Origin of the sequence: Pseudactinotalea sp. HY160 (genome assembly GCF_009372055.1) — a bacterium.
GTDB lineage: Bacteria > Actinomycetota > Actinomycetes > Actinomycetales > Beutenbergiaceae > HY158.
The window spans coordinates 325,531-348,640 of the sequence record NZ_WHMT01000002.1; the positions used below are offsets into that span (position 1 = coordinate 325,531).

Annotated in this window: 21 protein-coding genes; 9 read left to right on the plus strand and 12 right to left on the minus strand. The window is 68.6% G+C overall.

Going from position 1 to position 23,110, the window contains the following annotated elements; all coding sequences use genetic code 11:
* The first annotated feature begins 21 nt into the window (after positions 1-21).
* Together argS and GCG21_RS04115 are read left to right on the plus strand one after the other, a co-directional pair.
* On the plus strand, positions 22-1,809 hold the full coding sequence (gene argS / locus GCG21_RS04110; RefSeq protein WP_370517264.1) for an arginine--tRNA ligase: 1,788 nt from the start codon (positions 22-24) through the stop codon (positions 1,807-1,809).
* Between the two features lie 10 nt (positions 1,810-1,819).
* On the plus strand, positions 1,820-2,734 hold the full coding sequence (locus tag GCG21_RS04115) for a cation diffusion facilitator family transporter (protein WP_370460160.1): 915 nt from the start codon (positions 1,820-1,822) through the stop codon (positions 2,732-2,734).
* Positions 2,735-2,741: 7 nt separating this feature from the next.
* Here GCG21_RS04115 and GCG21_RS04120 read toward each other — a convergent pair whose 3' ends face one another.
* Both GCG21_RS04120 and GCG21_RS04130 read right to left on the minus strand, forming a co-directional pair.
* Complete coding sequence (locus tag GCG21_RS04120; RefSeq protein ID WP_194164927.1) at positions 2,742-3,533, minus strand: CPBP family intramembrane glutamic endopeptidase; 792 nt, start codon at positions 3,531-3,533, stop codon at positions 2,742-2,744.
* Positions 3,530-4,135 (minus strand): TMEM175 family protein, encoded by a 606-nt coding sequence (locus tag GCG21_RS04130; protein WP_152817969.1) that lies wholly within the window; start codon positions 4,133-4,135, stop codon positions 3,530-3,532. Before GCG21_RS04130 ends, GCG21_RS04120 begins: the two co-directional genes overlap by 4 nt.
* 150 nt (positions 4,136-4,285) lie before the next feature.
* Here GCG21_RS04130 and trpB point away from each other — a divergent pair, with 150 nt between their 5' ends.
* Together trpB and GCG21_RS04140 are read left to right on the plus strand one after the other, a co-directional pair.
* Positions 4,286-5,485, plus strand: a complete 1,200-nt coding sequence (gene trpB, locus GCG21_RS04135) for a tryptophan synthase subunit beta (RefSeq protein WP_152817970.1) — start codon at positions 4,286-4,288, stop codon at positions 5,483-5,485.
* Between the two features lie 153 nt (positions 5,486-5,638).
* The gene (locus GCG21_RS04140; RefSeq protein WP_370517265.1) at positions 5,639-6,223 is read left to right on the plus strand and encodes an NYN domain-containing protein; all 585 of its coding nucleotides are present in this window, start codon (positions 5,639-5,641) and stop codon (positions 6,221-6,223) included.
* Positions 6,224-6,294: 71 nt separating this feature from the next.
* On the opposite strand, the gene GCG21_RS04145 is transcribed toward GCG21_RS04140, so the two are convergent.
* From GCG21_RS04145 to GCG21_RS04165, 5 genes are read right to left on the minus strand one after another with little or no spacing between them, the layout of a single operon-like run.
* Complete coding sequence (locus GCG21_RS04145) at positions 6,295-6,765, minus strand: VOC family protein (protein WP_152817971.1); 471 nt, start codon at positions 6,763-6,765, stop codon at positions 6,295-6,297.
* A gap of 57 nt (positions 6,766-6,822) precedes the next feature.
* The gene (locus GCG21_RS04150) at positions 6,823-9,909 is read right to left on the minus strand and encodes a glycoside hydrolase family 2 TIM barrel-domain containing protein (RefSeq protein WP_152817972.1); all 3,087 of its coding nucleotides are present in this window, start codon (positions 9,907-9,909) and stop codon (positions 6,823-6,825) included.
* Positions 9,906-10,811: a carbohydrate ABC transporter permease gene (locus tag GCG21_RS04155; RefSeq protein WP_152818052.1), complete on the minus strand. Its 906-nt coding sequence runs from the start codon at positions 10,809-10,811 to the stop codon at positions 9,906-9,908. The genes GCG21_RS04150 and GCG21_RS04155 overlap by 4 nt, the downstream gene beginning before the upstream one ends.
* Before the next feature lie 30 nt (positions 10,812-10,841).
* Entirely contained in the window at positions 10,842-11,777 is a 936-nt protein-coding gene (locus GCG21_RS04160; protein ID WP_152817973.1) for a carbohydrate ABC transporter permease, read from the minus strand.
* Positions 11,774-13,114: an extracellular solute-binding protein gene (locus GCG21_RS04165; protein WP_152817974.1), complete on the minus strand. Its 1,341-nt coding sequence runs from the start codon at positions 13,112-13,114 to the stop codon at positions 11,774-11,776. Before GCG21_RS04165 ends, GCG21_RS04160 begins: the two co-directional genes overlap by 4 nt.
* 176 nt (positions 13,115-13,290) lie before the next feature.
* On the opposite strand from GCG21_RS04165, the gene GCG21_RS04170 reads away from it, so the two are divergent.
* The gene (locus GCG21_RS04170) at positions 13,291-13,893 is read left to right on the plus strand and encodes a TetR/AcrR family transcriptional regulator (protein WP_152817975.1); all 603 of its coding nucleotides are present in this window, start codon (positions 13,291-13,293) and stop codon (positions 13,891-13,893) included.
* Between the two features lie 133 nt (positions 13,894-14,026).
* Here GCG21_RS04170 and GCG21_RS04175 read toward each other — a convergent pair whose 3' ends face one another.
* The 5 genes from GCG21_RS04175 to GCG21_RS04195 form a co-directional block, all read right to left on the minus strand.
* The gene (locus GCG21_RS04175; protein WP_152817976.1) at positions 14,027-15,241 is read right to left on the minus strand and encodes an ABC transporter permease; all 1,215 of its coding nucleotides are present in this window, start codon (positions 15,239-15,241) and stop codon (positions 14,027-14,029) included.
* Positions 15,238-15,921, minus strand: coding sequence for an ABC transporter ATP-binding protein (locus GCG21_RS04180; RefSeq protein ID WP_370517269.1), 684 nt, complete (start codon positions 15,919-15,921; stop codon positions 15,238-15,240). The genes GCG21_RS04175 and GCG21_RS04180 overlap by 4 nt, the downstream gene beginning before the upstream one ends.
* 56 nt (positions 15,922-15,977) lie before the next feature.
* A complete protein-coding gene (locus GCG21_RS04185) occupies positions 15,978-17,114 on the minus strand; it encodes a peptidoglycan-binding domain-containing protein (RefSeq protein WP_194164929.1) in 1,137 nt (378 codons plus the stop codon).
* A gap of 94 nt (positions 17,115-17,208) precedes the next feature.
* Complete coding sequence (locus GCG21_RS04190; RefSeq protein ID WP_152817978.1) at positions 17,209-17,898, minus strand: hypothetical protein; 690 nt, start codon at positions 17,896-17,898, stop codon at positions 17,209-17,211.
* A 317-nt stretch (positions 17,899-18,215) separates the two neighbouring features.
* Entirely contained in the window at positions 18,216-18,683 is a 468-nt protein-coding gene (locus tag GCG21_RS04195) for a hypothetical protein (protein ID WP_152817979.1), read from the minus strand.
* 254 nt (positions 18,684-18,937) lie between these two features.
* Between GCG21_RS04195 and mvk the strand changes: the two genes are divergently transcribed.
* The 4 genes from mvk to fni are packed head-to-tail and all read left to right on the plus strand — an operon-like array spanning position 18,938 to position 23,089.
* Positions 18,938-19,954 (plus strand): mevalonate kinase, encoded by a 1,017-nt coding sequence (mvk, locus tag GCG21_RS04200; RefSeq protein ID WP_152817980.1) that lies wholly within the window; start codon positions 18,938-18,940, stop codon positions 19,952-19,954.
* The gene (mvaD, locus tag GCG21_RS04205; RefSeq protein ID WP_152817981.1) at positions 19,951-20,928 is read left to right on the plus strand and encodes a diphosphomevalonate decarboxylase; all 978 of its coding nucleotides are present in this window, start codon (positions 19,951-19,953) and stop codon (positions 20,926-20,928) included. The genes mvk and mvaD overlap by 4 nt, the downstream gene beginning before the upstream one ends.
* A complete protein-coding gene (locus tag GCG21_RS04210; protein WP_152817982.1) occupies positions 20,925-22,007 on the plus strand; it encodes a phosphomevalonate kinase in 1,083 nt (360 codons plus the stop codon). Before mvaD ends, GCG21_RS04210 begins: the two co-directional genes overlap by 4 nt.
* Positions 22,004-23,089 carry a type 2 isopentenyl-diphosphate Delta-isomerase gene (gene fni, locus GCG21_RS04215; protein WP_152817983.1) on the plus strand — a complete coding sequence of 362 codons (1,086 nt, stop codon included), beginning with the start codon at positions 22,004-22,006 and terminating at the stop codon, positions 23,087-23,089. The genes GCG21_RS04210 and fni overlap by 4 nt, the downstream gene beginning before the upstream one ends.
* Positions 23,090-23,110 lie beyond the last annotated feature (21 nt).

The following is a 23,110-nucleotide window of genomic DNA, read 5'->3' on the forward strand; positions in this document are numbered from 1 at the left end:
GGGCGATGGAAGAATGGTCGCGTGACCTCCTCCGTGCCCTCCCTCGCCCAGCGCCTCGATGACACCCTCGCCCGCGCCATCGCCGCGGCCTACCCCGAGCAGGCCGGTGCCGATCCGCTCGTGCGACCCTCGGATCACGCCGACCTCCAGGCCAACGCGGCCCTGGCGCTGGCGAAGAAGGTCGGGGCGAACCCGCGGCAGGTCGCCACCCGGATCGTCGAGGAGCTCGGCCAGGCCGGCCTCATCGGATCGGTCGAGATCTCCGGACCCGGCTTCCTCAACCTCACCCTCTCCGACGCCGCCCTGTGGGACCAGGTGCGCGAACGGCTGGACGACGACCGCCTCGGCGTGCCGGCGAGCCGGGCGGGGACCCGCACGGTCGTCGACTACTCGGGGCCGAACATCGCCAAGGAGATGCACGTCGGGCACCTGCGCTCCTCGATCATCGGCGACTCCATCGCCCGCATCCTCGGCTTCCTCGGCTCCGACGTCGTGCGGCAGAACCACCTGGGGGACTGGGGCACCCAGTTCGGGATGCTCATCCAGTTCATCGACGAGAACCCCGACGTCGCCTGGCGCGCCGAGGAGCTGAGCGACACCTCCCCGGTCTCGGCGCTCGACGGCCTCTACAAGCGGGCCCGCGCCCGCTTCGACGCCGACGACGCCTTCGCCGACCGCGCCCGGGCCCGCGTCGTGGCCCTGCAGGCCGGCGACCCGGCCACCCTGGCCACCTGGCGCGAGATCGTGGACCAGTCGCAGCGCTTCTTCTCCGAGGTGTACGGCCGGCTCGGGCTCCAGCTCACGCCGGCCGACGCCGCCGGGGAGTCGATCTACAACCCGATGCTGCCCGTCGTGGCCGCCGAGCTCGCCGACGCGGGCGTGGCGGTGGAATCCGACGGCGCGCTCGTGTTCCTCTCCGAGGAGGTCACGGGCCCGGACGACAAGCCCGCCGCCCTCATGGTGCGCAAGTCCGACGGCGGCTACGGCTACGACACGACCGACCTGGCGACCCTGCGCTACCGCGTGCGTGAACTCGGGGCCGACCGCATCCTCTACGTGGTGGGCGCGCCGCAGGCGCTCCACTTCCGGCTCGTCTTCGAGGCCGCCACGAAGGCCGGCTGGCTGCACGACGGTGTCGGCGCGGCCCACGTCCCCTTCGGATCCGTGCTCGGCGCCGACGGCAAGCCCTTCAAGACCCGCGCGGGGGTCTCGGCCAAGCTCATGGACCTGCTCTCGGCGGCCGTCGACGCCGCCCGTGCGGTCGTGCGCGAGGCCGCCGAGGAGAAGGGCGCCGACCCCGACGACCCCGCCCTCGACCTCATCGCCGAGCAGGCCGGGATCGCGGCGATCAAGTACGCCGACCTCTCCTCCAACCGGATCAAGGACTACACGTTCGACCCCGAGCGGATGGTCTCCTTCCACGGCAACACCGGCGTCTATCTGCAGTACGCGCACACCCGGCTCGCATCGATCCTGCGGAAGGCGGCCGAGCGAGGCCTCGAGGTCGAGGCGAGCGCCGCCGTCCATGCGCTGACCGAACCGCTCGAGAGCGCCGAGCGGGCCCTCGCGCTCCAGCTGGACCAGTTCGGGGCCGCGGTCGAGACCGTGGCCGGCACGCTCGAACCACACACGCTGTGCACCTACGCCTACGAGCTGGCACGCACGTTCACCGAGTTCTACGACCAGTGCCCGGTGCTCGCCTCCTCCGGGGCGGTGCGGGAGCGGCGGCTGCTGCTCGTGGACCTGACCCGCCGGACCCTGGCGCGCGCGCTCGACCTGCTCGGCATCGCCGCCCCCGAGCGAATGTAGGCGGATGTCGATGGCCCATTCGCACGGCACTCCCACAGCCGGGACCGCCGCCGGGCAGCACCGGTCCCGGCTGATCGTCGTGCTGGTCATCACCGGCGTGGTGGTGGTGTTCCAGCTCGTCGGGGCGATCGTCTCCTCCTCGCTCGCGCTGCTCGCGGACGCCGGGCACATGCTCACCGATGCCACCGGGGTGCTCATCGCGCTCGTGGCGATCACGCTCGCGAGCCGGCCCGCCACCGATTCGCGCACATGGGGGCTCATGCGCGCGGAGATCCTCGCGGCGCTGGTCAACGCGGTCATCCTCGGCGGCATGGGCGTGTACGTGATCGTCACGGCCCTGGCGCGCTGGGATTCGCCGCCGGAGGTCGCCACCACCCCGATGCTCATCGCGGCCGGGGCGGGCCTGGTCGCCAACGCGATCTCGCTGACGTTCCTGCACGGCTCCCACCGCGAATCGGTCAACATGCGCGGGGCCTACCTCGAGGTGCTCGGGGATCTCGTGGGCTCCGTGGCCGTGATCGTGGCCGGGATCGTCATCGCCACGACCGGCTATCAGCGGGCGGACATCTTCGCCTCGCTCGGGATCGGGCTGTTCATCCTGCCGCGGGCGTGGTCGCTGCTGCGCGAGGTCACCCACATCCTCCTCGAGGCGACCCCCAAGGGCCTCGACCTGGCCCGCGTGCGCGAGCACATCCGATCGGTCGAGGGCGTGATCGACGTGCACGACCTGCACGCGTGGACCATCACCTCCGGGATGCCCGCGCTCACGGCGCACGTCGTGGTCGAACCGGAGTACCTGGCCGAGTGCGGGCCCGTGCTCGATCGGGTGACCGCCTGCCTCGAGCAGCATTTCGACCTCGGCCACACGACCCTCCAGCTCGAACCCGTGGGCCATGCCGCCCACGAGGTCGAGCCCGGCTGCTGAGCCGTGATCAGGCGAGAACCCTCGCCTCATCCCTGAGCCCACGCAGGCACCACAGGCCCCACAGGCCCATGGCGATGTCATGGCCCACGAGGAAGACCCACAGCAGTCCGCCGTGCAGCCCGGTGATGTGGAGGAGCAGGTCACCCGTAGCATGGATCGCGATCAACAGCCAGATGGCGTTGGTGCGCCACCGCATGAGCGAGAATCCCACGCCGAAGCAGAACGCACCGACAGCCTGGGCCAAGGTGACGGCGATCGGTTGCCCGAACACGACGTTCGCCAGGTGGGTGCCCGCGAACAGGGCGCCACCGAGAATGGCCGATCGGCGCACTCCGAGCCCACGGAGCACATCCAGGATCAGGCCGCGATGCCAGAGCTCCTCGAAGACGCCCGTCGCCACGTAGCCGACCACAAGCACAATCAGCAGGCTCCCGCCCGGTAGCTCGATTCCGGTCACGATGGGGGCCAGGGCGATGATCCCGGGCACGATGAGCAGGCCAGGCTGCCGCCACCCGGCGGGGCCTCCCGCACCGACCCGGCGCCAGGCGCCGGCCCCGCCGACGACGACGCACGCACCGACGGCCAGGAACAGCACGGCGGCGAGCCGGACCGATATCGGATCCGCGGTCGGAGCAAAGACCCGTCCGCCGACTCCGATCGCCGCCGTCAGGAGCATCGTCACCGCCGCAAGACCGACAGCCAGCCACACCGGATGTCTTCTCCCCACCCACCAGGGCGCCGTTCCCGGCTGTGACTGGAGAGTCGACTCCCGGATGAAGCCCGGTTGTTGAACGCTCATGATGGATCCTCCTCACGGGGTCCGGTCTCCGCCAACCGGATAGCGGTCGATCGGTACCTGCCGACGACCTCGATGATGCGCAGGAGCAGGAGAATGAGCAGGGCGAACAGCCCAAGCTCCGCGTGCACGGCGCTGATCAGGGCACACGCCCCGAAGACGGCCGTGGTGACCCATGCCCAGCCGAGTCGATGATCCGACCCGATGTTGTCGTCCTCGTTCCGGTGATGACCGGCGATGGTCACGATGGTCGATGTGAGCACGGAGAGCACAAACATGGTGCCGATATAGAAGGGGGCCGAGGTCGTGTCGAGCTCATGTCCCACGACCGCCGTCGGGAACGGCAGGAACGCAATGACGAGGAGCCACAGCATCGTGAGCACGCGCACGGCCCCCATCGTGGAGCGGTCTCCGGCAGCGCGCAATGCGGCCGCGTGAGCGGCCCAGAAGACGTAGATCACGAGAAAGCTGAGGACGAACGAGAGCATCAGATCCCCGTGGACGGCGAACCATCGTCCCGGATGCGCGACATCCCACTGGTCCGCCACGTCGACGACCGGAAGCACGAGCAGCGTCATCGCAATCGCGACGATCGCGTCCGTCAAGGAGATTATGCGCGTGCGCCCCGGCCCGTCGGACCGGTCACGTGCGGCACTCGTGGCCACGCGCAAATCTTCGCACACGGTCCCCGGCACCGCTATCCCCGATTCACGTCCACCGCTGGACGACGCTCGCCCGGGCGCTACGCTTCGGCCATGACGTCACTCACCACCGCCGATGAGTCCGGCTTCTTCGGTTCCTATGGCGGCCGCTTCCTGCCCCCGCACCTCGAGGCCCCGATCGCCGAGGTCGCCGCCGCCTACGCCCAGGCCAAGGACGACCCGGCCTTCCACGCCGAATACGAGGCCCTGCTCGCCGACTTCGTGGGCCGGCCCTCGCCGCTGTTCCTTGCTCGCGGCCTCACCGCCCGGCTCGGCGGCGCGAAGATCTACCTCAAGCGCGAGGATCTCAACCACACGGGCGCGCACAAGATCAACCACACGCTCGGGGAGGCGCTGCTGGCCAAGCGCATGGGCAAGCGCAAGCTCATCGCCGAGACCGGCGCGGGCCAGCACGGCGTGGCGCTCGCGACCGCGGCGGCGCTGCTCGGGCTCGAGTGCGAGATCCACATGGGCGCGATCGACATCGCCAAGCAGCACCCCAACGTCGTGCGGATGCGCCTGCTCGGGGCCACGGTCGTGCCGGTGGAGTCCGGGGGCCGGTGCCTCAAGGATGCGGTCGACTCGGCGTTCGGGGTGTGGGCGAACGACTTCGCCGACACGATGTTCGCGATCGGATCGGTCGTGGGCCCGGATCCGTTCCCGTCGATGGTGCGCGACTTCCAGGCGATCGTGGGCCGGGAGGCGCGCGCGCAGGTGCTCGAGAAGGAGGGCCGCCTGCCCACCGCGCTCATCGCCTCGGTCGGGGGTGGCTCGAACGCCATCGGCCTGTTCAGCGCATTCCTGGACGACGCCGACGTCGCGATCTACGGGGTCGAGCCGGCGGGGCGTGGACTGGAGCAGCCGGGGGATCACGCCGCCACGATGACCCTCGGCAGCACCGGCGTCATCCACGGCATGCAGACCCGCCTGCTCCAGGACGAGGCCGGGGAGCCGTGGCCGGTGCACTCGATCGCCTCCGGGCTCGACTATCCCGGCGTCGGCCCTCAGCACGCCCACCTGCGCGACGTCGGCCGGGTCGAGTACGTGACCGCGACGGATGAGGAGACCCTCGAGGCGTTCCAGCTGCTGTGCGCCACGGACGGCATCATCCCCGCGATCGAGTCGAGCCACGCGCTCGTGCACGCGATCCGGATGGCACCGGAGCTCGGCCCCGAAGATGTGCTCGTGGTCAACCTCTCCGGCCGCGGCGACAAGGATCTGGACTTCGTGGCCGAGCGGCTCGGGATGGACTGAGCCGTGCGGATCGGGGTCTACGTCGACGGCTACAACTTGTACTACGGCGGACGTTCGACCTGCGGCCGCGGCACCGAAGGGTGGCGTTGGCTCGATGTCCGAGGACTCGTCGAGAGTGTGATCCGAACGCAGGGCGCATGGCAGGACACGTGCGTGACCAAGATCGTCTACTGCACGGCACGCGTTGATTCAAAGCTGGATCCATCAGCCCACTTCGATCAGGATCTGTACCTCAAGGCCTTGGTCTCGAGCGGATCCGTCGACCACATCGAGTATGGAAACTACGTCGTTCGCACCAAGATGGGTCTGCTTGCCACGAATGACCCTGTCAGCCGCCGACCGGTCGTGACGCAATCGGCGTGGCCCGTGATGGTGCGCGACTCATCCGGGAAGTCCGTTCACGACGCACGCTTCATGGTCCAATACCTGCACATCGAGGAGAAGGGCAGCGATGTGAACGTCGCAGCACACCTGCTACTCGACGTACTCTCCGGCAGCATCGATGGCGCCGTCGTGGTGTCGAATGACAGCGACCTGGCATTTCCTATCAGGGCAGCCCGTCAGCGAGTCCCGGTCGGACTCGTCAATCCGCGGGGCGGTAGGACGGCCGGAGACCTCGCCGGCCACAAGTCCGATGGGGTCGGCGATCACTGGTGGTGGAGACTCAACGAAGAGACATTCACGCGGAATCAACTTCCAGATCGGGTCGGGAACGTGACGAGACCCGATGGCTGGTAGTGAGCGCCTCAGCTCTGAACTTCCCGCTTCTGGCGTCCGGACTGTTCATGCGCTAACGTAGTAGTACTTACTCACCCGGCCCCTCGTGGGCCGGGTCTTTTCTTTGTCCCGCCCGATGCGGCGAATGCAGGCCAGGATGGACTGAGCCGGCTCCACCAGAACTCGAGCTGGATGTTGTCGGGATCGCGGAACACGAGCGCCGTGCCCGCACCGGAGGCGGCATCGGTCACGGGCGAGTGGTCGACGCCGTGCTCGGTCAGGTGCCGCTCCCACGAGTCGAGCTCGGCCCGGTCCGCCACGGTGAGGCCCACATGGTCGAGCCCGGGCCGGCGCTCGTCGAAGGCGTCGGCGCGGGAGTCGGCATGCTGGTTGAGGCCGATGATCAGGCCGGTGGCCTCGTGGCGCAGCACGATCATGATCCGGTCGGCGAACTCGGCCCGCTTGAGCCGCCTCAGGCCGAGCACGCGCGCGTACCAGTCGGCACTCGCCTCGACGTCCGACACGGTCAGGTCGAGGTGGGAGATTCCCTGGAATCCCGGCATGGCGTGGCCCTTCGTCGGCTCATCGGCTCCTCGCTCCGACGATAGCCCCCGCTCCGCTCACGCGGGCCGGAAGCACAGCGTGAGCGTGCGCGCCTCCGGCCGCAGCTGGTGGTCGGGCCACACGTCCGGGCCGCACGAGCGGGAGCCGAGCCCGTTCTGCGCGGCGTCCAGGTACAGGTACGTCGCTCCCGGCGCGGGCAGCTCGTGCGGGTGCCGGGCCCGGTCGAGCTCCTGGGCGGTGTGCGGGGTGAGCGTGAAGCCGGGGCGACGTCCGCGCGCGTCGGCGGCGGCGTCGATCCGCAGCCAGTCCACGTCCCCCGCCCGGAGGGTGAGCGAGCGCAGGTCGCTGCGGTGGCCGGACTCCTGCGGGCGGGCGTACGCCGGCGCGAGGCCCGCCAGGTCGGCGCTGAACCGCCCCACCCGGGCGGCGCGGCGGCTGTCCGGATAGGACTCGAGCGGCCCGGTGCCGAACCAGCTCGCGGCGTCGATCTCGCGCGGCAGGTCGAATCGCAGACCGATCCGCGGCCAGAGCATGTCCCAGCCGGTGCTCGGCACGATCTCGGCCCGCAGCCACAGCTCACCGCCCGCAAGCCGCCAGTGCTCCTGCGTCTCGACGCTCGCCCGCTCGTTCGCCGCGGCCCAGCGGCGCCGGACCACCAGTTCGTCGCGGCCGGCGCGCGCCTCGAGCAGCCGGGCGTTCATCCGGTCCAGGCCCGCCGCCCGCCACCGGTCGGCGTGAGCCGGGGCGTCCGCATCGGGCGGGCTCGTCCACGGATCGACGTGCTCGTACGATCCGAGCCCCGTGAGCCGGTCGTTGTCGGTCGGCGCCCGCCACAGCTCCAGCCGCGGCCCGCGCACGGGCCGGCCGGCGAGCTCGACGAGTCGCCCGTGACGGAACGTGGCCGGTCCGAGCTCGAGCAGCTCCGGTACGGGCGTATGGACGGCGCCCGCCCGGGTCGCGACCGCCGGCGCGCCCGCCGCCGAGGGACCGGTGGGCGAGCCCCCGGCGCCGGAGTCGGCGGCGAGCTCGTGCTGGGTGAACACGAGCGGATGGCCCGCCGGGGCCCACGAACTCGCCCGGGCGAGCACGGCCTCGACGGTGAGCCACAACTCACCCGGCCCGGCGTCGTCCATGCGCATGGCGGGAAGCGGGAACACGCCCTCGCCGCCGGCGGGAACCGGGCCGGCGTGCACGGTTCCGCCGGTGACCGGCTCCCCGTCCCGCTCGAGGAACCAGCGCAGCTCGAGGTCGCTCGTGTCGGTGCTGTGGCGACGGTTCGTCACCTGCACCCGCAGGCCGCCGGATTCCTCGATCGCCAGCCGGACCGGGGAGGAGACCTGCTTGAACTCGGCCAGCCCCGGGGTCGGGGTGGAATCGGAGAGCACGAGCCCGTCCATGACGAAGTTGCCGTCGTGGACGACCTCGCCGAAGTCGCCGCCGTAGCCGAGGAACTCGGTGCCGTCGGCGGTGCGGGTGCGCAGCCCGTGGTCGCGCCATTCCCACACGAATCCGCCGTGCACGCGCTCGTGCGCGCGCGTGAGCTCCTCGTATTGGTCGAGCCCGCCGGGACCGTTGCCCATGGCGTGGGCGTACTCGCACAGCAGGAACGGCTTCGTGCGCTGGCGCGCCGACTCCGCGGCCGTGGCCCCGAGCAGGAGGGAGCGATCGTCGTCGCTGCCGATGGCCGCGACCTCGGGGACCGTGGCGTACATGCGCGAGTACACGTCCGTGTAGGCGCCGGCGTGGTCGCCCTCGTAGTGCACGGGGCGCTGCGGGTCGCGGGTGCGGACCCAGGCGGCCATGGCGGCCAGGTTCGCCCCCGTGCCGGACTCGTTCCCGAGCGACCACATGACGATGCTCGGGTGGTTCTTGTCGCGTTCGAGGGTGCGGGCCATCCGGTCGAGGTAGACCTCCGCCCAGGCGGGATCGTCGCTCGGGTTCCCGATCCACCCCTCGCGCTGGAACCCGTGGGTCTCGAGATCGCATTCGAGCACGACCCAGAGGCCGAGCTCGTCGGCGAGGTCGAGCAGGCGCGGGTGGGGCGGGTAGTGGGACGTGCGGATCGCGTTGACGTTGTGCCGCTTCATCATCGCCAGATCGGTGCGGGAGAACTCCTCGTCGAAGACCCGCCCGCGGTCCGGATGGGTCTCGTGCCGGTTGACCCCGTGGAAGACGACCCGGCGCCCGTTCACCAGGAGGCGACCGCCCTCGATCGAGACGGTGCGGAACCCGAGCCGCAGCGAGACCTCCTCGCCGGCGCTCGCGATGCTCGCCTCGTACAGGCGGGGCGACTCGGCCGACCAGGGCTCGACCGGGCCGACCGCGAGCGGGGCCACGTCGCCGGGACCCTCCCAGCGCTGGGAGATCCCGAGTTCCGGCACGCTCAGGGTGAGCGGCCAGGCGCCCGCGCCGGCCGTGACCTCCGGGGTGATCGTTCCGGCGCCCTCGTCCAGCGCGGCGTAGTCGGCGCGGATCCACACGTCCTCGATCCCGCCGACCGGGCGGGCGAGGAGGGTGACGTCGCGGAAGATCCCCGGGAGCCACCACTGGTCCTGATCCTCCACGTAGGAGTCGGCCGACCACTGGTGGACCCGCACCGCGATCGTGTTGCGGCCCGCCCGCACGTGGGCGGTCACGTCGAACTCGGTGGCGAGGCGGCTGCCGGTGCCGACCCCGATCTCGGCGCCGTTGATCCACACCTTGTAGCGGGACTCCACGCCGTCGAAGCGCAGCACGATCGCCTCGACCCACTGCGCATCCCTCCAGGACTCGGGCACCTCGAACGTGCGCCGGTAGTCCCCGGTCGGGTTCTCGTCGGGCACGTGCGGCACGTCGAGTGGGAACGGGTACTGCACGTTCGTGTAGGCGGGGGCGCCGTGGCGGGGGTCGAGCACCCAGTGCGAGGGCACGGTGAGCTCGCCCCAGCCGTTGGCAGTGCCGTCGTCGTAGGACTCGCGCGCCATCGCCTCCGGCTCCTCCCCCTCGGGCAGCACGCCGCCCGCCCCGGGCGAGCCGGGGGCGCCGTCCAGAAGCCGGAAGCGCCAGCTGCCGTTGAGGCTGAGCGAGGGCGCGTCGGTGTGCAGCCACGAGCGGGCCGGGCGGCGGGGACCCGAGCCGGGGCCGATCGCGGTCACATACGTCATTCCTTGACTGCTCCTTCGGTGAGGCCGCCGCGCCAGAAGCGCTGCAGCACGATCATGGCGATGCCGAGCGGGATGACCGACAGCAGCACGCCGCCGGTGGTGAGTTGGTAGAACTCCGGCAGCCTGTTCACCTGGCTCAGCCACGTGTTCAGGCCGAGTGTGATCGGGTACAGCGTCGTGTCGGAGAGCATGACCAGGGGCAGGAAGTAATTGTTCCAGATGCCCACGAGCTGGAAGAGGAACACGGTCACGAGCGCGGGGGTGAGGATCCGCAGACCGACCACGTGGAAGATCCGGATCTCCCCGGCGCCGTCGAGGCGGGCCGCCTCCAGCAGCGAGTCGCTCACGGTCGCATCCGCGTAGATCCGGCACAGGAACAGCCCGAACGGGGAGACGAGCGAGGGGATGAGCACGCTCCAGTAGGTGTTCGCCATGCCGAGCTGGCTGAACAGCAGGAACAACGGCAGGGCCGTGGCCGTGGCGGGCACGAGCACCCCGCCGAGGATCGTGCCGAAGATGAGCGTGTTCCCGCGGAATCTGTACTTCGCCAGCGCGTAGCCGCCGGCCGCGGCGAAGTACGTCGCCAACACGGCGCCGACGCCCGCGTAGAGGATCGAATTGGCGAACCAGCGGATGTAGATGCTGCCGTCGTAGGTGAGCACCTCCCGCAGGTTGGCCCACAGCGAGAACTCGCTGCCGAACCAGAGGCCGTTCGTGGAGAACAGGTCACCGGTCGTCTTCGTGGCGGCGACGATGACCCAGTAGACGGGGATGAGGAAGTACAGCGCGACGAGGACCAGGATCGCGGTGACGATGATCGTGGTCGAGGCCTTCGTGCCCGCCATCCGCCGGACCTTCCCCGGCCGCGGGCGGGGCGTGATGGGACTGGCGGTCGTGCTCATGTTCGTGCCGGTCTCGAGGGTGCTCATGGGTCAGCCCTTCCGGTTCGTCAGGCGCAGGAATGCGAAGGAGAGGAGGAACGCGGCGAGCGCGATGAGGACCGCCTGCGCCGCGGCGACGTTGTAGTCGTTGTAGGCGAAGGCGGTGGTGTACGCGCTCAGGTTCGGCGTGTACTGGCTGTCGATCGCCGGGGAGACCGCCTGGAGCACCTGCGGTTCGGCGAAGAGCTGCAGGGTGCCGATGATCGAGAAGATGGTCGTGAGCATGAGCGCCGGCGCGATAAGCGGAAGCTGGATGCTCCGGGCGATCCGCAGCGGGGAGGCGCCGTCGACCCGCGCCGCCTCGTACAGCTCGACCGGGATCGACTTGAGCTGGGCGATGATGATGAGCATGTTGTAGCCGGTGTAGGACCAGGTGACGATGTTCGCGATCGACCACAGCACCGTGCCGCCGCCGAGGAAGTCGATGTCGACGCCCATCCAGGAGGCGACGTCGACGATCGGGCTCAGGCCCGGCACGTACAGGAACGTCCACAGGATCGTGGCGATGACGCCCGGCACGCCGTAGGGCAGGAAGAAGGCGGCCCGGAACGCGCTGGGCCAGCGGGCCGAGGCGGACTCGAGCAGGAACGCCAGCACCGTTGCCGCCACGATCATCACGGGCACCTGCACGATGCCGAAGAGGAACATCCGCCCGATCGAGGCGAGGAAGCTGCCGTCGGAGAGGGCTTGGGCGTAGTTGTGGAACCAGGCGAACTCGCTCGTGACCCCCGCCTCGCCGAAGAGTCCCGAGCGGGTGACCTTGACGAAGCTCGAGCCGACCGCGGCCGCGATGGGCAGCACGAACGTGAACACGAAGACGGCCAGGAACGGGGCGAGCAGCAGCCACGGGGCGCGCTTGCGGCCGCCGGAGGTCGTGGCGGCCCCGGTGCGCGTTCGCGGGGTACGGGTGGTGGTCGAGGTGCTCATGCCGTCTCCTTCCGGATGCTCAGGCCCTTGTTCTCGAAGGCGCTGATGATCTGCCGCTCGGCGTTCGCGACGGCGTCGACGAGGCTCTGCCCGGAGGGCTTGCGCCGGAACTCGTCGGCGAGGATGTTGAGGGATTGCTGGGTGATCGGCCACCAGGACCAGTCGGGGTTCTGCTCCGTGGACGCCGGGAGGAACACGTCGGTGTTGTAGTCCTGCCCGCCGAAGAACGGCGAGGGCTGCATGCGGGAGGCGCCGATGTAGTCGGGATTCGCCGACCAGCCGATGCCGCAGTGCTCGATCAGCCCGTCGATGCCCGCGCGCGATCCGTTGAGCCAGGTGGCGAACTCGAGGGCCTCGGCCGGGTGGGCGCTGTGGGCGAGCACGGTGGTCGTGGATCCCCCGCGGAAGCTCGAGCCGAAGCCGCCGTGCTCCCACCGGGGCATGGGCGCGACCCGCCATTTCCCCTCGGCGCCGGAGACGCCCTCGAGGAGGGCGTCGGCCCAGCTCGCGTCCGTGAGCGAGGCGAGCCCGCCGGCTGCGGCGGCCGCGAACCAGGGCGGGGAGTAGAGGCCGTAGTCCGTGGTCACGAGGTCGGAGTCGATCGCGTGGTCGAAGAAGCGGGCCACGGTGAGCGTGGCCTCCCCGGTCATGTCGATGACCCAGCCGTCGTCGGTCGGGGTGAGCCAGGTCGCGCCGGCCTGGGTGGCATACGCCACGAATGAGCTCGGATCGGCGATCGGGAAGACGTCGATATAGGCGCCCGCCGTGCGGAACTCGGCGGCGACCTCCGCCCACTGCGACCAGGTGTCGGGCGGCCTCGCGCCGATCTTCTCGAACAGCTCGGTCTGGTAGAACGTCGCCATCGGGCCCGAGTCCTGCGGGATCCCGTAGACCCCGCCGGTGAACGACACCTGATTCCACAGCGTGGGATCGAAGGTCGGCGCGGCGGCGTCGGCGCCGTAGCGGGAGAGGTCCACGAGCCCGTTCACGAGCATGAACTCGGGCACGGCGCGCAGCTCGACCTGGGCGAGGTCCGGGCCGCCGCCGGCGGCGAGCGCGGAGTACAGCTTCTGATATCCGCCCTCGTTGCCGCCCGGGATCCAGACGGTCTCGACCTGGATGTGCGGATTCTGGGCGTTCCAGATGTCGGCGACCTGCTGCAGGTCCTTGAGCCAGGCCCAGTACGTGAGCCGGACGGGATCGCCGGAGGGCTCCGGCGGGATCGTGGGTGCGGCGTTGACCGAGGTCGTCCCGGGGGTCGCGCAGGCGGCGAGCGCGCCGGCTGCGGTCGCACCGAGGCCGAAGGTCAACAACTGCCTTCGTGTCAGTGATGTCATGTGAGGCCACTTCGTTGTGGGGCGGAGGAATCGGTGCTGCCCATCGGCCAGGTGCGTGATCCCGGAGCCCGTTCGGTTTCGGACCCCCTGCGGTGGCCCGTGCACCCACCCTACGTCAATTTCGAGTGAGTACTCAAGATTCGAATGGATCACATGTCCCGGGTAGCGTGGTCGCCATGGAGACTCGGGTGACGGGGCGCAGGCGTGGACCGTACGCGAAGTCGGCCGAGCGCCGACGCAGCATCGTGGACGCCGCCTTCGACGTGTTCGCGGCCCGCGGCTACCACGGCGGATCCCTGCAGGAGGTGGCCGACCGGGTCGGGATGAGCCAGACGAGCCTGCTCCACCACTTCCCCACGAAGCGCCATCTACTCGTCGCGGTGCTCGACCGGCGCGACGAGATCGACGGCGAGCGCCTGCCCGAGGAGGAGGCACACGACTTCCCTTCGGCGCTCGTGCGACGGGCCCGCATCAACGAGGCGACCCCCTCGCTCATAGAGCTCTACTCGGTGCTGTGCGGGGAGGCCATGACCGAGGGGCACCCGGCCCGGGACTACTTCACGGCCCGCTTCGCCGGGCTGCGCACCGCCTACGCCGACCAACTGCGCGAGCTCCGCGACCAGGGCCGGCTGCGCTCCGGCACCGACCCCGAGCGCGCCGCCGCGACGATCATCGCGATGTGGGACGGCCTCCAGGATCAGTGGCTCCTCGACCCCGCGATCGACATGGCCGGCTGCCTCGCCGACTATCTCGCCCTCATCATCCTGCCGGAGCGCTGAGCACGCCGGGGCAAGACCAATTGTGATCAAGTTGGGCGACACAGCCTTGCACGAGAACCCCACCGAATGTGTTAGGCACCCGCTCCCTTGCCCCGGTACTACCAGCGCCCCCGTGTTTCGATCGCGACGCACGCTAGTTCGTACGAAGTGCTTCCGCCGGGCTAAGCCTCACGGCACGGGATGCCGGGTAGAGACCGGCCAAAGCTCCAGTCAGGAAGCCCCCGCACGTGGGTGCCCACCACGCCCAGGTGGGCACAACAGCCTGCCACCCGTTGATCAAGCAGATACAGATAAGTACCGCGACACCCAAGATTGCTCCAGTCACGGCACCGAGCAGACCAATAAGGCTTCCTTCGAGAAGAATCTGCACCGCGATGTGACGCGGGCGAGCGCCGATGGAGCGCTGTAGACCAATCTCACCGGTGCGCTGTGCAACAGCCGATACCATCACACTCATGATGCCAACACCGCCGATGAAGATCGCCAACCCTGCGGCGACGAGCGCCAGGGTGTTGAGTGACTCTTGAATACCCCCTCTCAAATCGCGGGGCTCGGGCGGGTAGGAGATCCCGACGCTCACAGGGTCAAACGGTCGCAACGTGAGTGGCAGCGAAAGTGCAACAGCCCGTACTGACCCAACTTCGGTGCGCACCAAAGCGGTATACTCCTCCGGAACCCGGAGTCCAAGTTCGGCAGCCACACGCGGATCCACGATAATTGCCTCGGACAGCTGAGGCTCAGAGCCGGTACTGGCAAGAATCCCTCCCACCGCAACAGGTTGTCCCGCAACGATGAGACCTGAGTCTGCGGTCACTTCGGTAATGCCGAGCCGTTCAGCTACCACAGGGCCCAGCACAACGATCGGCTGGCTAAGAGCTGCGGAGGTCGCGTCGTAGAAGATTCCAGCGTTCAAGGTTGCCAAGGACGCTGGTAACGCCCCCGGTGTGGCAAAGACGATGGTGAACTGTTCCCGTGGCCCAAACAGGCTTGAGCTCACCGGCACTGATGCAGATTGCTGATCGGTGCTCAGATACCCGCCCGCAATAACTCCTGGCACCCCGGCGAGCTGATCGTCAACACCGTGAAGATCGAAGAGCGGGTCACTGACGATCACGCGGTTGTCCTGGACCACGATCCGTGTTGCACGCAGGCTGTCGAAGGTGGCGTTCACCTGTGCGTTGAGAGTCGCTGCCATCCCGACAGATGCCACCAACACGGCAACCCCAAGGGCAACCCCGAGTGTCGCAAGGAGCGTCCGCAGGGGGTTCCTGGTGACCGTTCGCAGGCTCAGGCGTGATATCGCCGAGTAGATCCGTCGCGGTCTCCTAGTATTACCTCCTTGCCTCATGCGTCATTGTCGATTCGCCCGTCGCGCATCCGCAGGCGTCTATCCGCCCGTGCCGCCGTCTCTTCATCGTGCGTCACCATGAGCACTGTCACGCCACTCGCCCGAATCATCTCGAACAGGTCAAGCACTATGTCAGCGTTCGCCTGGTCGAGGTTGCCTGTTGGTTCGTCAGCTAGAAGGACGCTTGGGCACCGGGCGAGGGTCCTGGCGATGGCAACACGCTGACGCTCGCCACCGGAAAGGGTGCTCGCTCTCGCTGAACTTCGGTGTTGCAGTCCTACATTGATGATCGATTCGGAAATCTGCGTTTGGCACGTCGATCTCGACCAGCCGGTGTACGTGAGACCGGCTTCCACATTCTCAGAAACGGTCAGATAGTCCACCAGATGAAAGGACTGGAACACCAGGCCAAAAACCCGACTGCGAAGCACATCAGTAGCCTGTACGCTCATCGTAGTCGTCTCACGGTCCGCTACCGAGTATCTTCCCGCAGTCGGCTGGTCCAGAAGGCCGATCAGGTTAAGAAGTGTCGACTTTCCAGAACCGGAACGACCAGTCACTGCTACGTAATCGGCCGGTTCAATCCGAAGGTCGACACTCTCGAGGGCCTTGACCTGCGTATCACCTTGCCAATAGCTTCGACCAACCCCCCTCAGCATAAGCTCAGGCGCTTGTATCATCACCCCTTCAGGCACTCCCTGCCTGGCAAACAAGCCCGCTCGGATCGGCCCCACTGCTAATGAATCTCGTTAGTAAGCCAGAGCCGGTCACCGTACTGCAAGTCGCCGTCGACTGCCACGTACCCGCCTTCAGCCGCAACGCCGGTCACCTCCACTGCGACAGGATCGGATCCTGCCACTGCCTTGACAACATAGGTTCGCCCAGAAGGATCGGTTCGGACAGCGGTCACCGGAACGATCCGATCGAAGACTTCATCTGTACCGGTGGCTACCGTGTAGGTCCCAGTCGAACCTACCGAGCCTGGATCAAGCTCTTGCGGTAGTTGCAAACGTAGTACGAAGACAGGCTCGCCGGCGCTACCCGTGGTTGGCTCTGAGGGCAGCGTGGGAAGTGGAACCGTGATCGAGGTGCCGCCAAGATCGAGCACCGTCTCTTGACCCTCTTGGAGGTCAAAACGAACAGCTGGTTTCAGCTCGACTTCAAAGAGGTATGAACCGTCAGATACGTGAAGGACTGGATCATCCACGACAGTCCCAACCGGGACGACCTCAGTAACGACCGCTCCTTCGCGGATGTATTCGATTTCGTTCGCTGGGACGACGACGAGTTTTCGCGCCGCGGATGCTCGGCTGGCCGGAGCATCGTCTGTTTCGATTGCCACGCCATCCATAGCCGGTTCGGATAACTCGATCATCTCCTCGCGCTCCACCACGCGGTACCCGTTATCCCGATACCACAAACGTACCGTGGCGGCGGTTTCGGGACCGAACACACCGTCTGCAGCGATCTGATATCCGCATTCACGCAGCGCGCTTTGGAGGCGAGCTACGTCTTCACCTCCGTCGCCCTGCACCAGATCCCGGTATGCAGGGATCTCGCCTGGGAGTGCGAACAGTGGACGGTCCGAAATTTCGACGAGGATCCCGCACGCCCGAACCTGCTCCCCCGGAGCCAAAGCTTGAGAAGTGACAACTGGTGTTCTCTCACCCGCGCGAATATTGATAGGGACCTGCTCAGGCGCGACTACCGTGCCAGTCCCGGTGTGGCTCCCAGACAAGGTGCCATTCGTCACTTCAGCCCATACAGGCTCTGGAATCGATTCCGGTACAATGGCATTCTCCGGTGTAACAGTGAGACGACTTAACCCAAATCCGCTGGCCAAGGCGAGAGCGAGTGCAGTAATGACAGGCACACGAAACCTCCATCCTGACTGTTCACCACTTGAGCCTGCCACTGTCGACTCCCATCTCCTCCACGCACCTGTCCCAGCCCTTCTACCGGCTTCCTTAGCCAGACTTTGTCACCTTCGGTTGCATGTACTCAAGATAGGTGGTAAGGAGGCCGGGATGCTGGGCAAGAAGCCCCGCTTCGGCTTCTGCCCGCAATTGTGACCATGTTCTCAGGAGTCCAGTGTCTCGCTTGCATTCAGCGTCGATAGTAGCGGCGGCTATCTCAGCTGCGCCAGGCGGCCCTTCCATCAGGAAGCCTTCGCGCCCTCCGACTAGCTCTCTATAATTGTTGGTTCTGATCCCGCCCTTAGATTCCACACAGTCGTTCCAGTGGGTGAACGCAGACTCAAACTCTTCGGTGTCCTGTGCTTGCCGGCTCGCCTCCCCGGCTAGAGAAACCAACTGCTCCTCGAGTTCGATACCTTCGAAATAGTTCGGCCGCACTGAGAGCATGCCGATGTTCATACAGGCATCGGGTGCGTAACGATAGACGATGATGCCCTCTGAATTGAGAACTTCCGCGGTCAAATCCTCGTCCGCACCCACCAGCGCCTCAAGCTCATCAGTCATCGGCTCTGGTTGCATGACCTGAGGTCCATCGTCGGGAAGGCCCTCAAAAGACTCGGGAGCGCCAGAGTTCCGGTAGCCCCACACCGCTGCTACTTCTGGATCGGTAACGCCGTACCATTCGTTCACGAACGGCTCATCCACCTCCCAACGGAAGGCCGGAAAGCCCTTCTCTGCCATGCACTCGTTGATCGCGCGCGCTTGTGCCTCTTCGATTGCGCTGAACTGAAGTGGGTCGGGGTTGATGACCGAGTCCAACGGCGTCGCAAATGCCCCAGGAAACAAGGCCGACTCCAGCAGTCCCGGTTCGTCACCAGGCCCCCCACCCGGCGACCCCTCCCCGGCTGAAGGATTGCTAGGACCATCTGCTTGTGACAGCGTTGGCGGGGACGGCTGCAATGATGACGCGCCAGAGCACCCGCTGAGGACCGCGAGAGTGAGGGCGACGGTGCCAGGCAATAGCCGGCCAGACTGCCACCGCCTGCCCACGCGCATCGTCAGTACGCCCTTAGCGACTTAACGAAGCCGTAATCGACCCAATTACCGGAATATCCACCATTACCGATATTCGATGTATAGGCGGGCGCCTTCCAGTAGCCGCTGCGGGGGTAAAAGGTCCTGTAATCCCCTCGATAGTTCGTTTCTGAATACAGCCTGAGTGTGTCGATGCGGAATTGATTATTGATCGCGCCCGTTTTACTATTACCCACGCTGGTACCGGGCTGAGTGATGTATCCGCCGTTGTTGTAGATACCCCACTGGTGAGTATTCAGATTAGCAACACTGAACTGGTACCCACGCTCATAACCGTTGGTGTTTCCTGGCTTGTTGAACAGGCATACCCACCCCCCGGCGCACCCTGTTCCAGCATGTGCTGGCGCGGCGAGAGCAAATGTCCCCGTTACCGCCACAGCCACTACGGCTAAAAGCGAGAGAATTCTCTTCCTGAGAGTCATCGTAGCCAATTCAGTCTCCTTCGACTACGGTGGCCGACGTTGGCCACCGATGATCAGAAAAATCAACTTGGATCGAAACACGTGCCCCACACTCCCCTGGGGCACAACCGAGACCGTATCCTCGAAGGCTGGGGCTGTCAAGACCTGCTAGTACCCGTGCCCGTGAAGCGCCACACCCGACATCCGATCAGCGTGTGAAGGTCTGACGCGGGTCCTGTCGGGATGTCATATTCCCGCAAGGATCCGCGTATGCTGAGCCATCGATGACCGAACGGATCTCCATGAATTCGATGCTCTCCGCGCTGCCGTCCCCGGCAGCGAAGCCTCGAGCGACGGCACCGGCGGCACGGCCCGTCGCCACGGGCGCGGCCCATGCCAAGGCCATCCTCCTCGGCGAGCACGCCGTGGTCTACGGCGCGCCCGCGATCGCCCTGCCGCTGCCCGACCTGCGGGCCGAGGTGACCGTCCGATCGAGCGCGGTGCCCGGGATCCACATCCTCACCGACCTGTACAGCGGCGTGACCTCCGATGCCCCGGCCGCGATCCAGCCCGTTGTCACCGCCCTGCATGCCGCCCTCGCCGAGATGCTCGCGGGAACCCCCGGGATCGAGGTGCACGTGAGCAGCGCCATCCCGTACGGGCGCGGCCTCGGCTCGAGCGCCGCCGTCGCGGCGGCCGTGACGCGGGCGGTCGCGGACCTCACGGGTCACGACCTGAGCCCCGACACCTGTTACGACATCGTGCAGGTCGCCGAACGGGTCGCCCACGCGAACCCCAGCGGTCTCGATGCCCGCGCCGTCGTCGCCGGCCACGCCATCCGGTTCGAGCGCGGCCATGCCACCACCCTGCCGATCGCCGAGTCGCTCACGTTCGTCATCGCGGATTCCGGCGTCCACGGATCGACCATGGACGCCGTGCGCTCCGTGCGCGCGCGCTTCGGCGAGGACCCGGCCGCCGTCGAGAGCCTGATCCGCCGTCTCACGGAGGCGACCCTCGGCGCCGTCGACGACCTGGCCACCGGGGACCTGCACCGGCTGGGCCGGCGCATGACCGACGGCCACGGGGCCCTGGGCGAGCTCGGGGTGAGCAGCACCGTCCTCGATCGGTTCGTCGAGGACGCCGCGGCGGCCGGCGCCCTCGGCGCCAAGCTGACCGGCGGCGGCATCGGCGGCTGCGTGCTCGCCCTCGCCGACTCGCCCGCGCAGGCGGATCGGATCGCCGCCGCGCTGCGGGCCGCGGGCGCCCCGCGCACGTGGACGACCACGGTCCCGGCGGCATGAGCACCGCGCGCGCCTTCCCCAATCTCGCCCTCGTGAAGTACTGGGGCAAGCGGGACGAGGTCCTCATGCTGCCCGCCGCCGGCAGCCTCTCGCTCACCCTCGACACCTTCGAGACCCGCACCACCGTCACCCTCGACCCCTCGCTTCGGCAGGACGCGTTCGAGCTCGACGGCGCCGAGAACACCGGCGACGCCCGCGACCGCGTGCGCGCCTTCCTCGACCTCGTGCGCGAGCGCAGCGGCAACGCCTCCCACGCCCACGTGACGTCGACGAACGAGGCCCCCACAGGCGCCGGGCTCGCGTCCTCGGCGTCGGGCTTCGCGGCCCTGGCCACGGCCGCCGCCGCCGCGTACGGGCTGCCCTCGGATCCGGCCGCCCGCAGCCGCCTCGCCCGCCGGGGATCCGGCTCGGCCGCCCGCTCGATCATCCCGGGCGTGGCGATCTGGCACGCCGGCGACGGCGACGAGACCTCCTTCGCCGAGCCGATCGCCGCCCCCGAGATGCGCATGGTCATCGTCATCCTCGACGGCACCAAGAAGGCCATCTCGAGCCGGGACGCGATGCGCCTGACCGCGCTCACCTCCCCGTTCTACGACGGCTGGATCCGGGCCACCGAGGCGAGCCTGGAGTCGATGGTCTCGGCCTGCCGCGCCGGGGACTTCACCCGCATCGGGCGGATCACCGAGTCCCACGCGCTGCGCATGCACGCGGTGATCGCCTCGACGGATCCGCCGATCCGCTACCTCTCACCCGCGAGCGTCGCGGTCTTCGACGCCGTCGGGGCCCTGCGCTCGGAGGGTATCGAGGCCTACGCGACCGCCGACGCCGGGCCGAATATCGCGGTGCTCACCCGGCCGGAGGATTCCGCCACCGTCGCCACCCGGCTGTCGGTCTTCGGCCGCGTGCACGACGTCGGCCCCGGCCCCGGCGCCGAGCTCGTCGACACCGGGGAGCCGCCCGGGGCACCCCGATGATCGAGACCCGGGCCCCCGGAAAGCTGTTCGTCGCCGGCGAGTACGCCGTGGTCGACCCCGGCGAGCCGGCCGTGCTCATCGCGGTCGACCGCTATCTCACCGTGCGCCTGACGGAGGCGACCGGCGCCGGCCGGGTGCACTCGGGCGAGTACGGCCCGGAACCGTTGCGGTGGGTCCGCAGCGACGACGGCCCGCGCATCCGCGCCACCGGCCCCCCCGGCGACCACGTCCTCGCCGCCATCTCCGCGATCGAGGAGCTGCGCCACGACCGGGGACGGGCTCCCCGCTATGTCGACCTCGAGATCGCGAGCGACCTCGACGACCCGAGCGGACGCAAGTACGGGCTCGGCTCCTCCGCGGCGGTGACCGTCGCCGTCGTCGCCGCACTCGACGAGTTCTACGGACTCGGTCTCACCCCGCTCGAGCGGTTCCGCCTCGCGCTGCTGGCCACGATCACGGTCTCCCCGCGCGCCTCGGGCGGCGACGTGGCCGCGAGCACGTTCGGCGGCTGGATCCGCTACACCTCGCCCGACCGGGACGCCCTTGCCCGCCATCGCGCCGAGCACGGCCTGACCGCCACGCTCGCGGATGCGCCGTGGGCCGGCTGCTCGATCACCCCGCTGCCCCCGCCCGCCGGGCTGTCGCTGCTCGTGGGCTGGACCGGTTCGCCCGCCGCCACCGACACGCTTGTGGACGGCGTCCGCTCGCCTCGTCCGCGGCACGCGCCCGGGTATCGGCTCTTCGTGGCGCAGTCCCGCGCGTGCGTCGACGATCTCGTGTCCGCGCTCGGTGCGGGCGGGCGCGGCGCCCCGGACGTGATCCGCCGCGCGCGCCGGCTGCTGGTCGGCCTCGGTTCGGAGGCGGGGATCGCCATCGAGACCGAGCAGCTGCGGCTGCTGTGCGAGATCGCCGAGAGCCACGGCGCGGCGGCCAAGTCCTCGGGCGCCGGCGGCGGCGACTGCGGGATCGCGCTGGCGCCGGCGCACGTCGACCCGGCCGGTATCCTGCGGGAGTGGGACTCATGCGACGTCCGCCCGCTCGCACTGTCGGTCCACCGAGGAGAAGGAGCGCGACGATGACGGACGAATCCGCCCCCACCCGGGCCCAGCGCAAGGACGATCACGTGCGCCTCGCCGCCGCGCAGCAGGAGGGCGCGGTGCGGGGCAACGAGTACGACGACCTCGACTTCGTCCACGGCGCGCTGCCGACCACCGACCCCGACCGGGTCGACCTGAGCGTCACGGTGGGCGACTGGCGCTGGCCCACGCCGTTCTACGTCAACGGCATGACCGGCGGCACCGAGACGACCACCCGGATCAACCGGGACCTGGCGATCGTGGCCGCGCGCACGGGAATGCCGATGGCCTGCGGCTCGGTCTCCGTGGCCCTCGACGAGCCCGAGGCCGCCGCCGGCTTCACCGTGATCCGGCAGGAGAACCCGCGCGGGTTCGTCATGGCGAACCTCGGGGTCGGCCGCAGCGGCGACGACGCCCGCCGCGCCGTCGACCTGCTCGAGGCCGACGCGCTCCAGCTCCACCTGAACGCGGTGCAGGAGACCGCGATGCCCGAGGGATCGTGCGACTTCTCGACCTGGCGTCACTCGGTCTCCGAGATCGTGGCCGCCTCCCCCGTGCCGGTGATCGTCAAGGAGGTCGGCTTCGGCCTGAGCCGGTCCACCCTGACCGAGCTGGCCGACCTGGGCGTGCAGTTCGCGGACGTGAGCGGCCGGGGCGGCACGGACTTCCTGGCGATCGAGAACGCGCGCCGCACCGGCCCCGACTACTCCTTCCTCACGGGCTTCGGTCAGTCCGCGCTCGCCTGCCTGCTCGACGCCCCCGCGGCTGGCCCCGCCCTGCTCGCCTCGGGCGGCGTACGCAACCCCTACGACGTCGTCAAGGCGCTCGCCGCAGGCGCACACGCGGTCGGGGTGGCGGGAGTGTTCCTCAAGACCGTGCTCGACGGCGGGCCCGAGGCGTTCGAGGAGCTCGTGACCGGCTGGCTCGACCAGACCCGCGGGCTCATCGCCCTCCTCGGCGCCGGCCGGGTCGCGGACCTCGGCGCGACGGATCTGCTCGTGCGCGGGCGCCTGCGCGAATTCCTCGAGCTGCGCGGGGTCGACACCGGCGCGCTCGCCCGGCGTTCCACGGAGCGCCGGCCGTGACGGCGACCCGCGCGGCCCGCC

What these genes read in the sequence shown, in the direction of transcription:
- GCG21_RS04115 (WP_370460160.1), top strand. Translation starts at nt 1,820, where the DNA reads ATGGCCCATTCGCACGGCACTCCCACAGCCGGGACCGCCGCCGGGCAG.
- GCG21_RS04120 (WP_194164927.1), bottom strand. Translation starts at nt 3,533, where the DNA reads ATGAGCGTTCAACAACCGGGCTTCATCCGGGAGTCGACTCTCCAGTCA.
- trpB (WP_152817970.1), top strand. Translation starts at nt 4,286, where the DNA reads ATGACGTCACTCACCACCGCCGATGAGTCCGGCTTCTTCGGTTCCTAT.
- GCG21_RS04145 (WP_152817971.1), bottom strand. Translation starts at nt 6,765, where the DNA reads ATGCCGGGATTCCAGGGAATCTCCCACCTCGACCTGACCGTGTCGGAC.
- GCG21_RS04150 (WP_152817972.1), bottom strand. Translation starts at nt 9,909, where the DNA reads ATGACGTATGTGACCGCGATCGGCCCCGGCTCGGGTCCCCGCCGCCCG.
- GCG21_RS04155 (WP_152818052.1), bottom strand. Translation starts at nt 10,811, where the DNA reads ATGAGCACGACCGCCAGTCCCATCACGCCCCGCCCGCGGCCGGGGAAG.
- GCG21_RS04160 (WP_152817973.1), bottom strand. Translation starts at nt 11,777, where the DNA reads ATGAGCACCTCGACCACCACCCGTACCCCGCGAACGCGCACCGGGGCC.
- GCG21_RS04165 (WP_152817974.1), bottom strand. Translation starts at nt 13,114, where the DNA reads ATGACATCACTGACACGAAGGCAGTTGTTGACCTTCGGCCTCGGTGCG.
- GCG21_RS04170 (WP_152817975.1), top strand. Translation starts at nt 13,291, where the DNA reads ATGGAGACTCGGGTGACGGGGCGCAGGCGTGGACCGTACGCGAAGTCG.
- GCG21_RS04175 (WP_152817976.1), bottom strand. Translation starts at nt 15,241, where the DNA reads ATGAGGCAAGGAGGTAATACTAGGAGACCGCGACGGATCTACTCGGCG.
- GCG21_RS04180 (WP_370517269.1), bottom strand. Translation starts at nt 15,921, where the DNA reads ATGATACAAGCGCCTGAGCTTATGCTGAGGGGGGTTGGTCGAAGCTAT.
- GCG21_RS04190 (WP_152817978.1), bottom strand. Translation starts at nt 17,898, where the DNA reads ATGGCAGAGAAGGGCTTTCCGGCCTTCCGTTGGGAGGTGGATGAGCCG.
- mvk (WP_152817980.1), top strand. Translation starts at nt 18,938, where the DNA reads ATGACCGAACGGATCTCCATGAATTCGATGCTCTCCGCGCTGCCGTCC.
- mvaD (WP_152817981.1), top strand. Translation starts at nt 19,951, where the DNA reads ATGAGCACCGCGCGCGCCTTCCCCAATCTCGCCCTCGTGAAGTACTGG.
- GCG21_RS04210 (WP_152817982.1), top strand. Translation starts at nt 20,925, where the DNA reads ATGATCGAGACCCGGGCCCCCGGAAAGCTGTTCGTCGCCGGCGAGTAC.
- fni (WP_152817983.1), top strand. Translation starts at nt 22,004, where the DNA reads ATGACGGACGAATCCGCCCCCACCCGGGCCCAGCGCAAGGACGATCAC.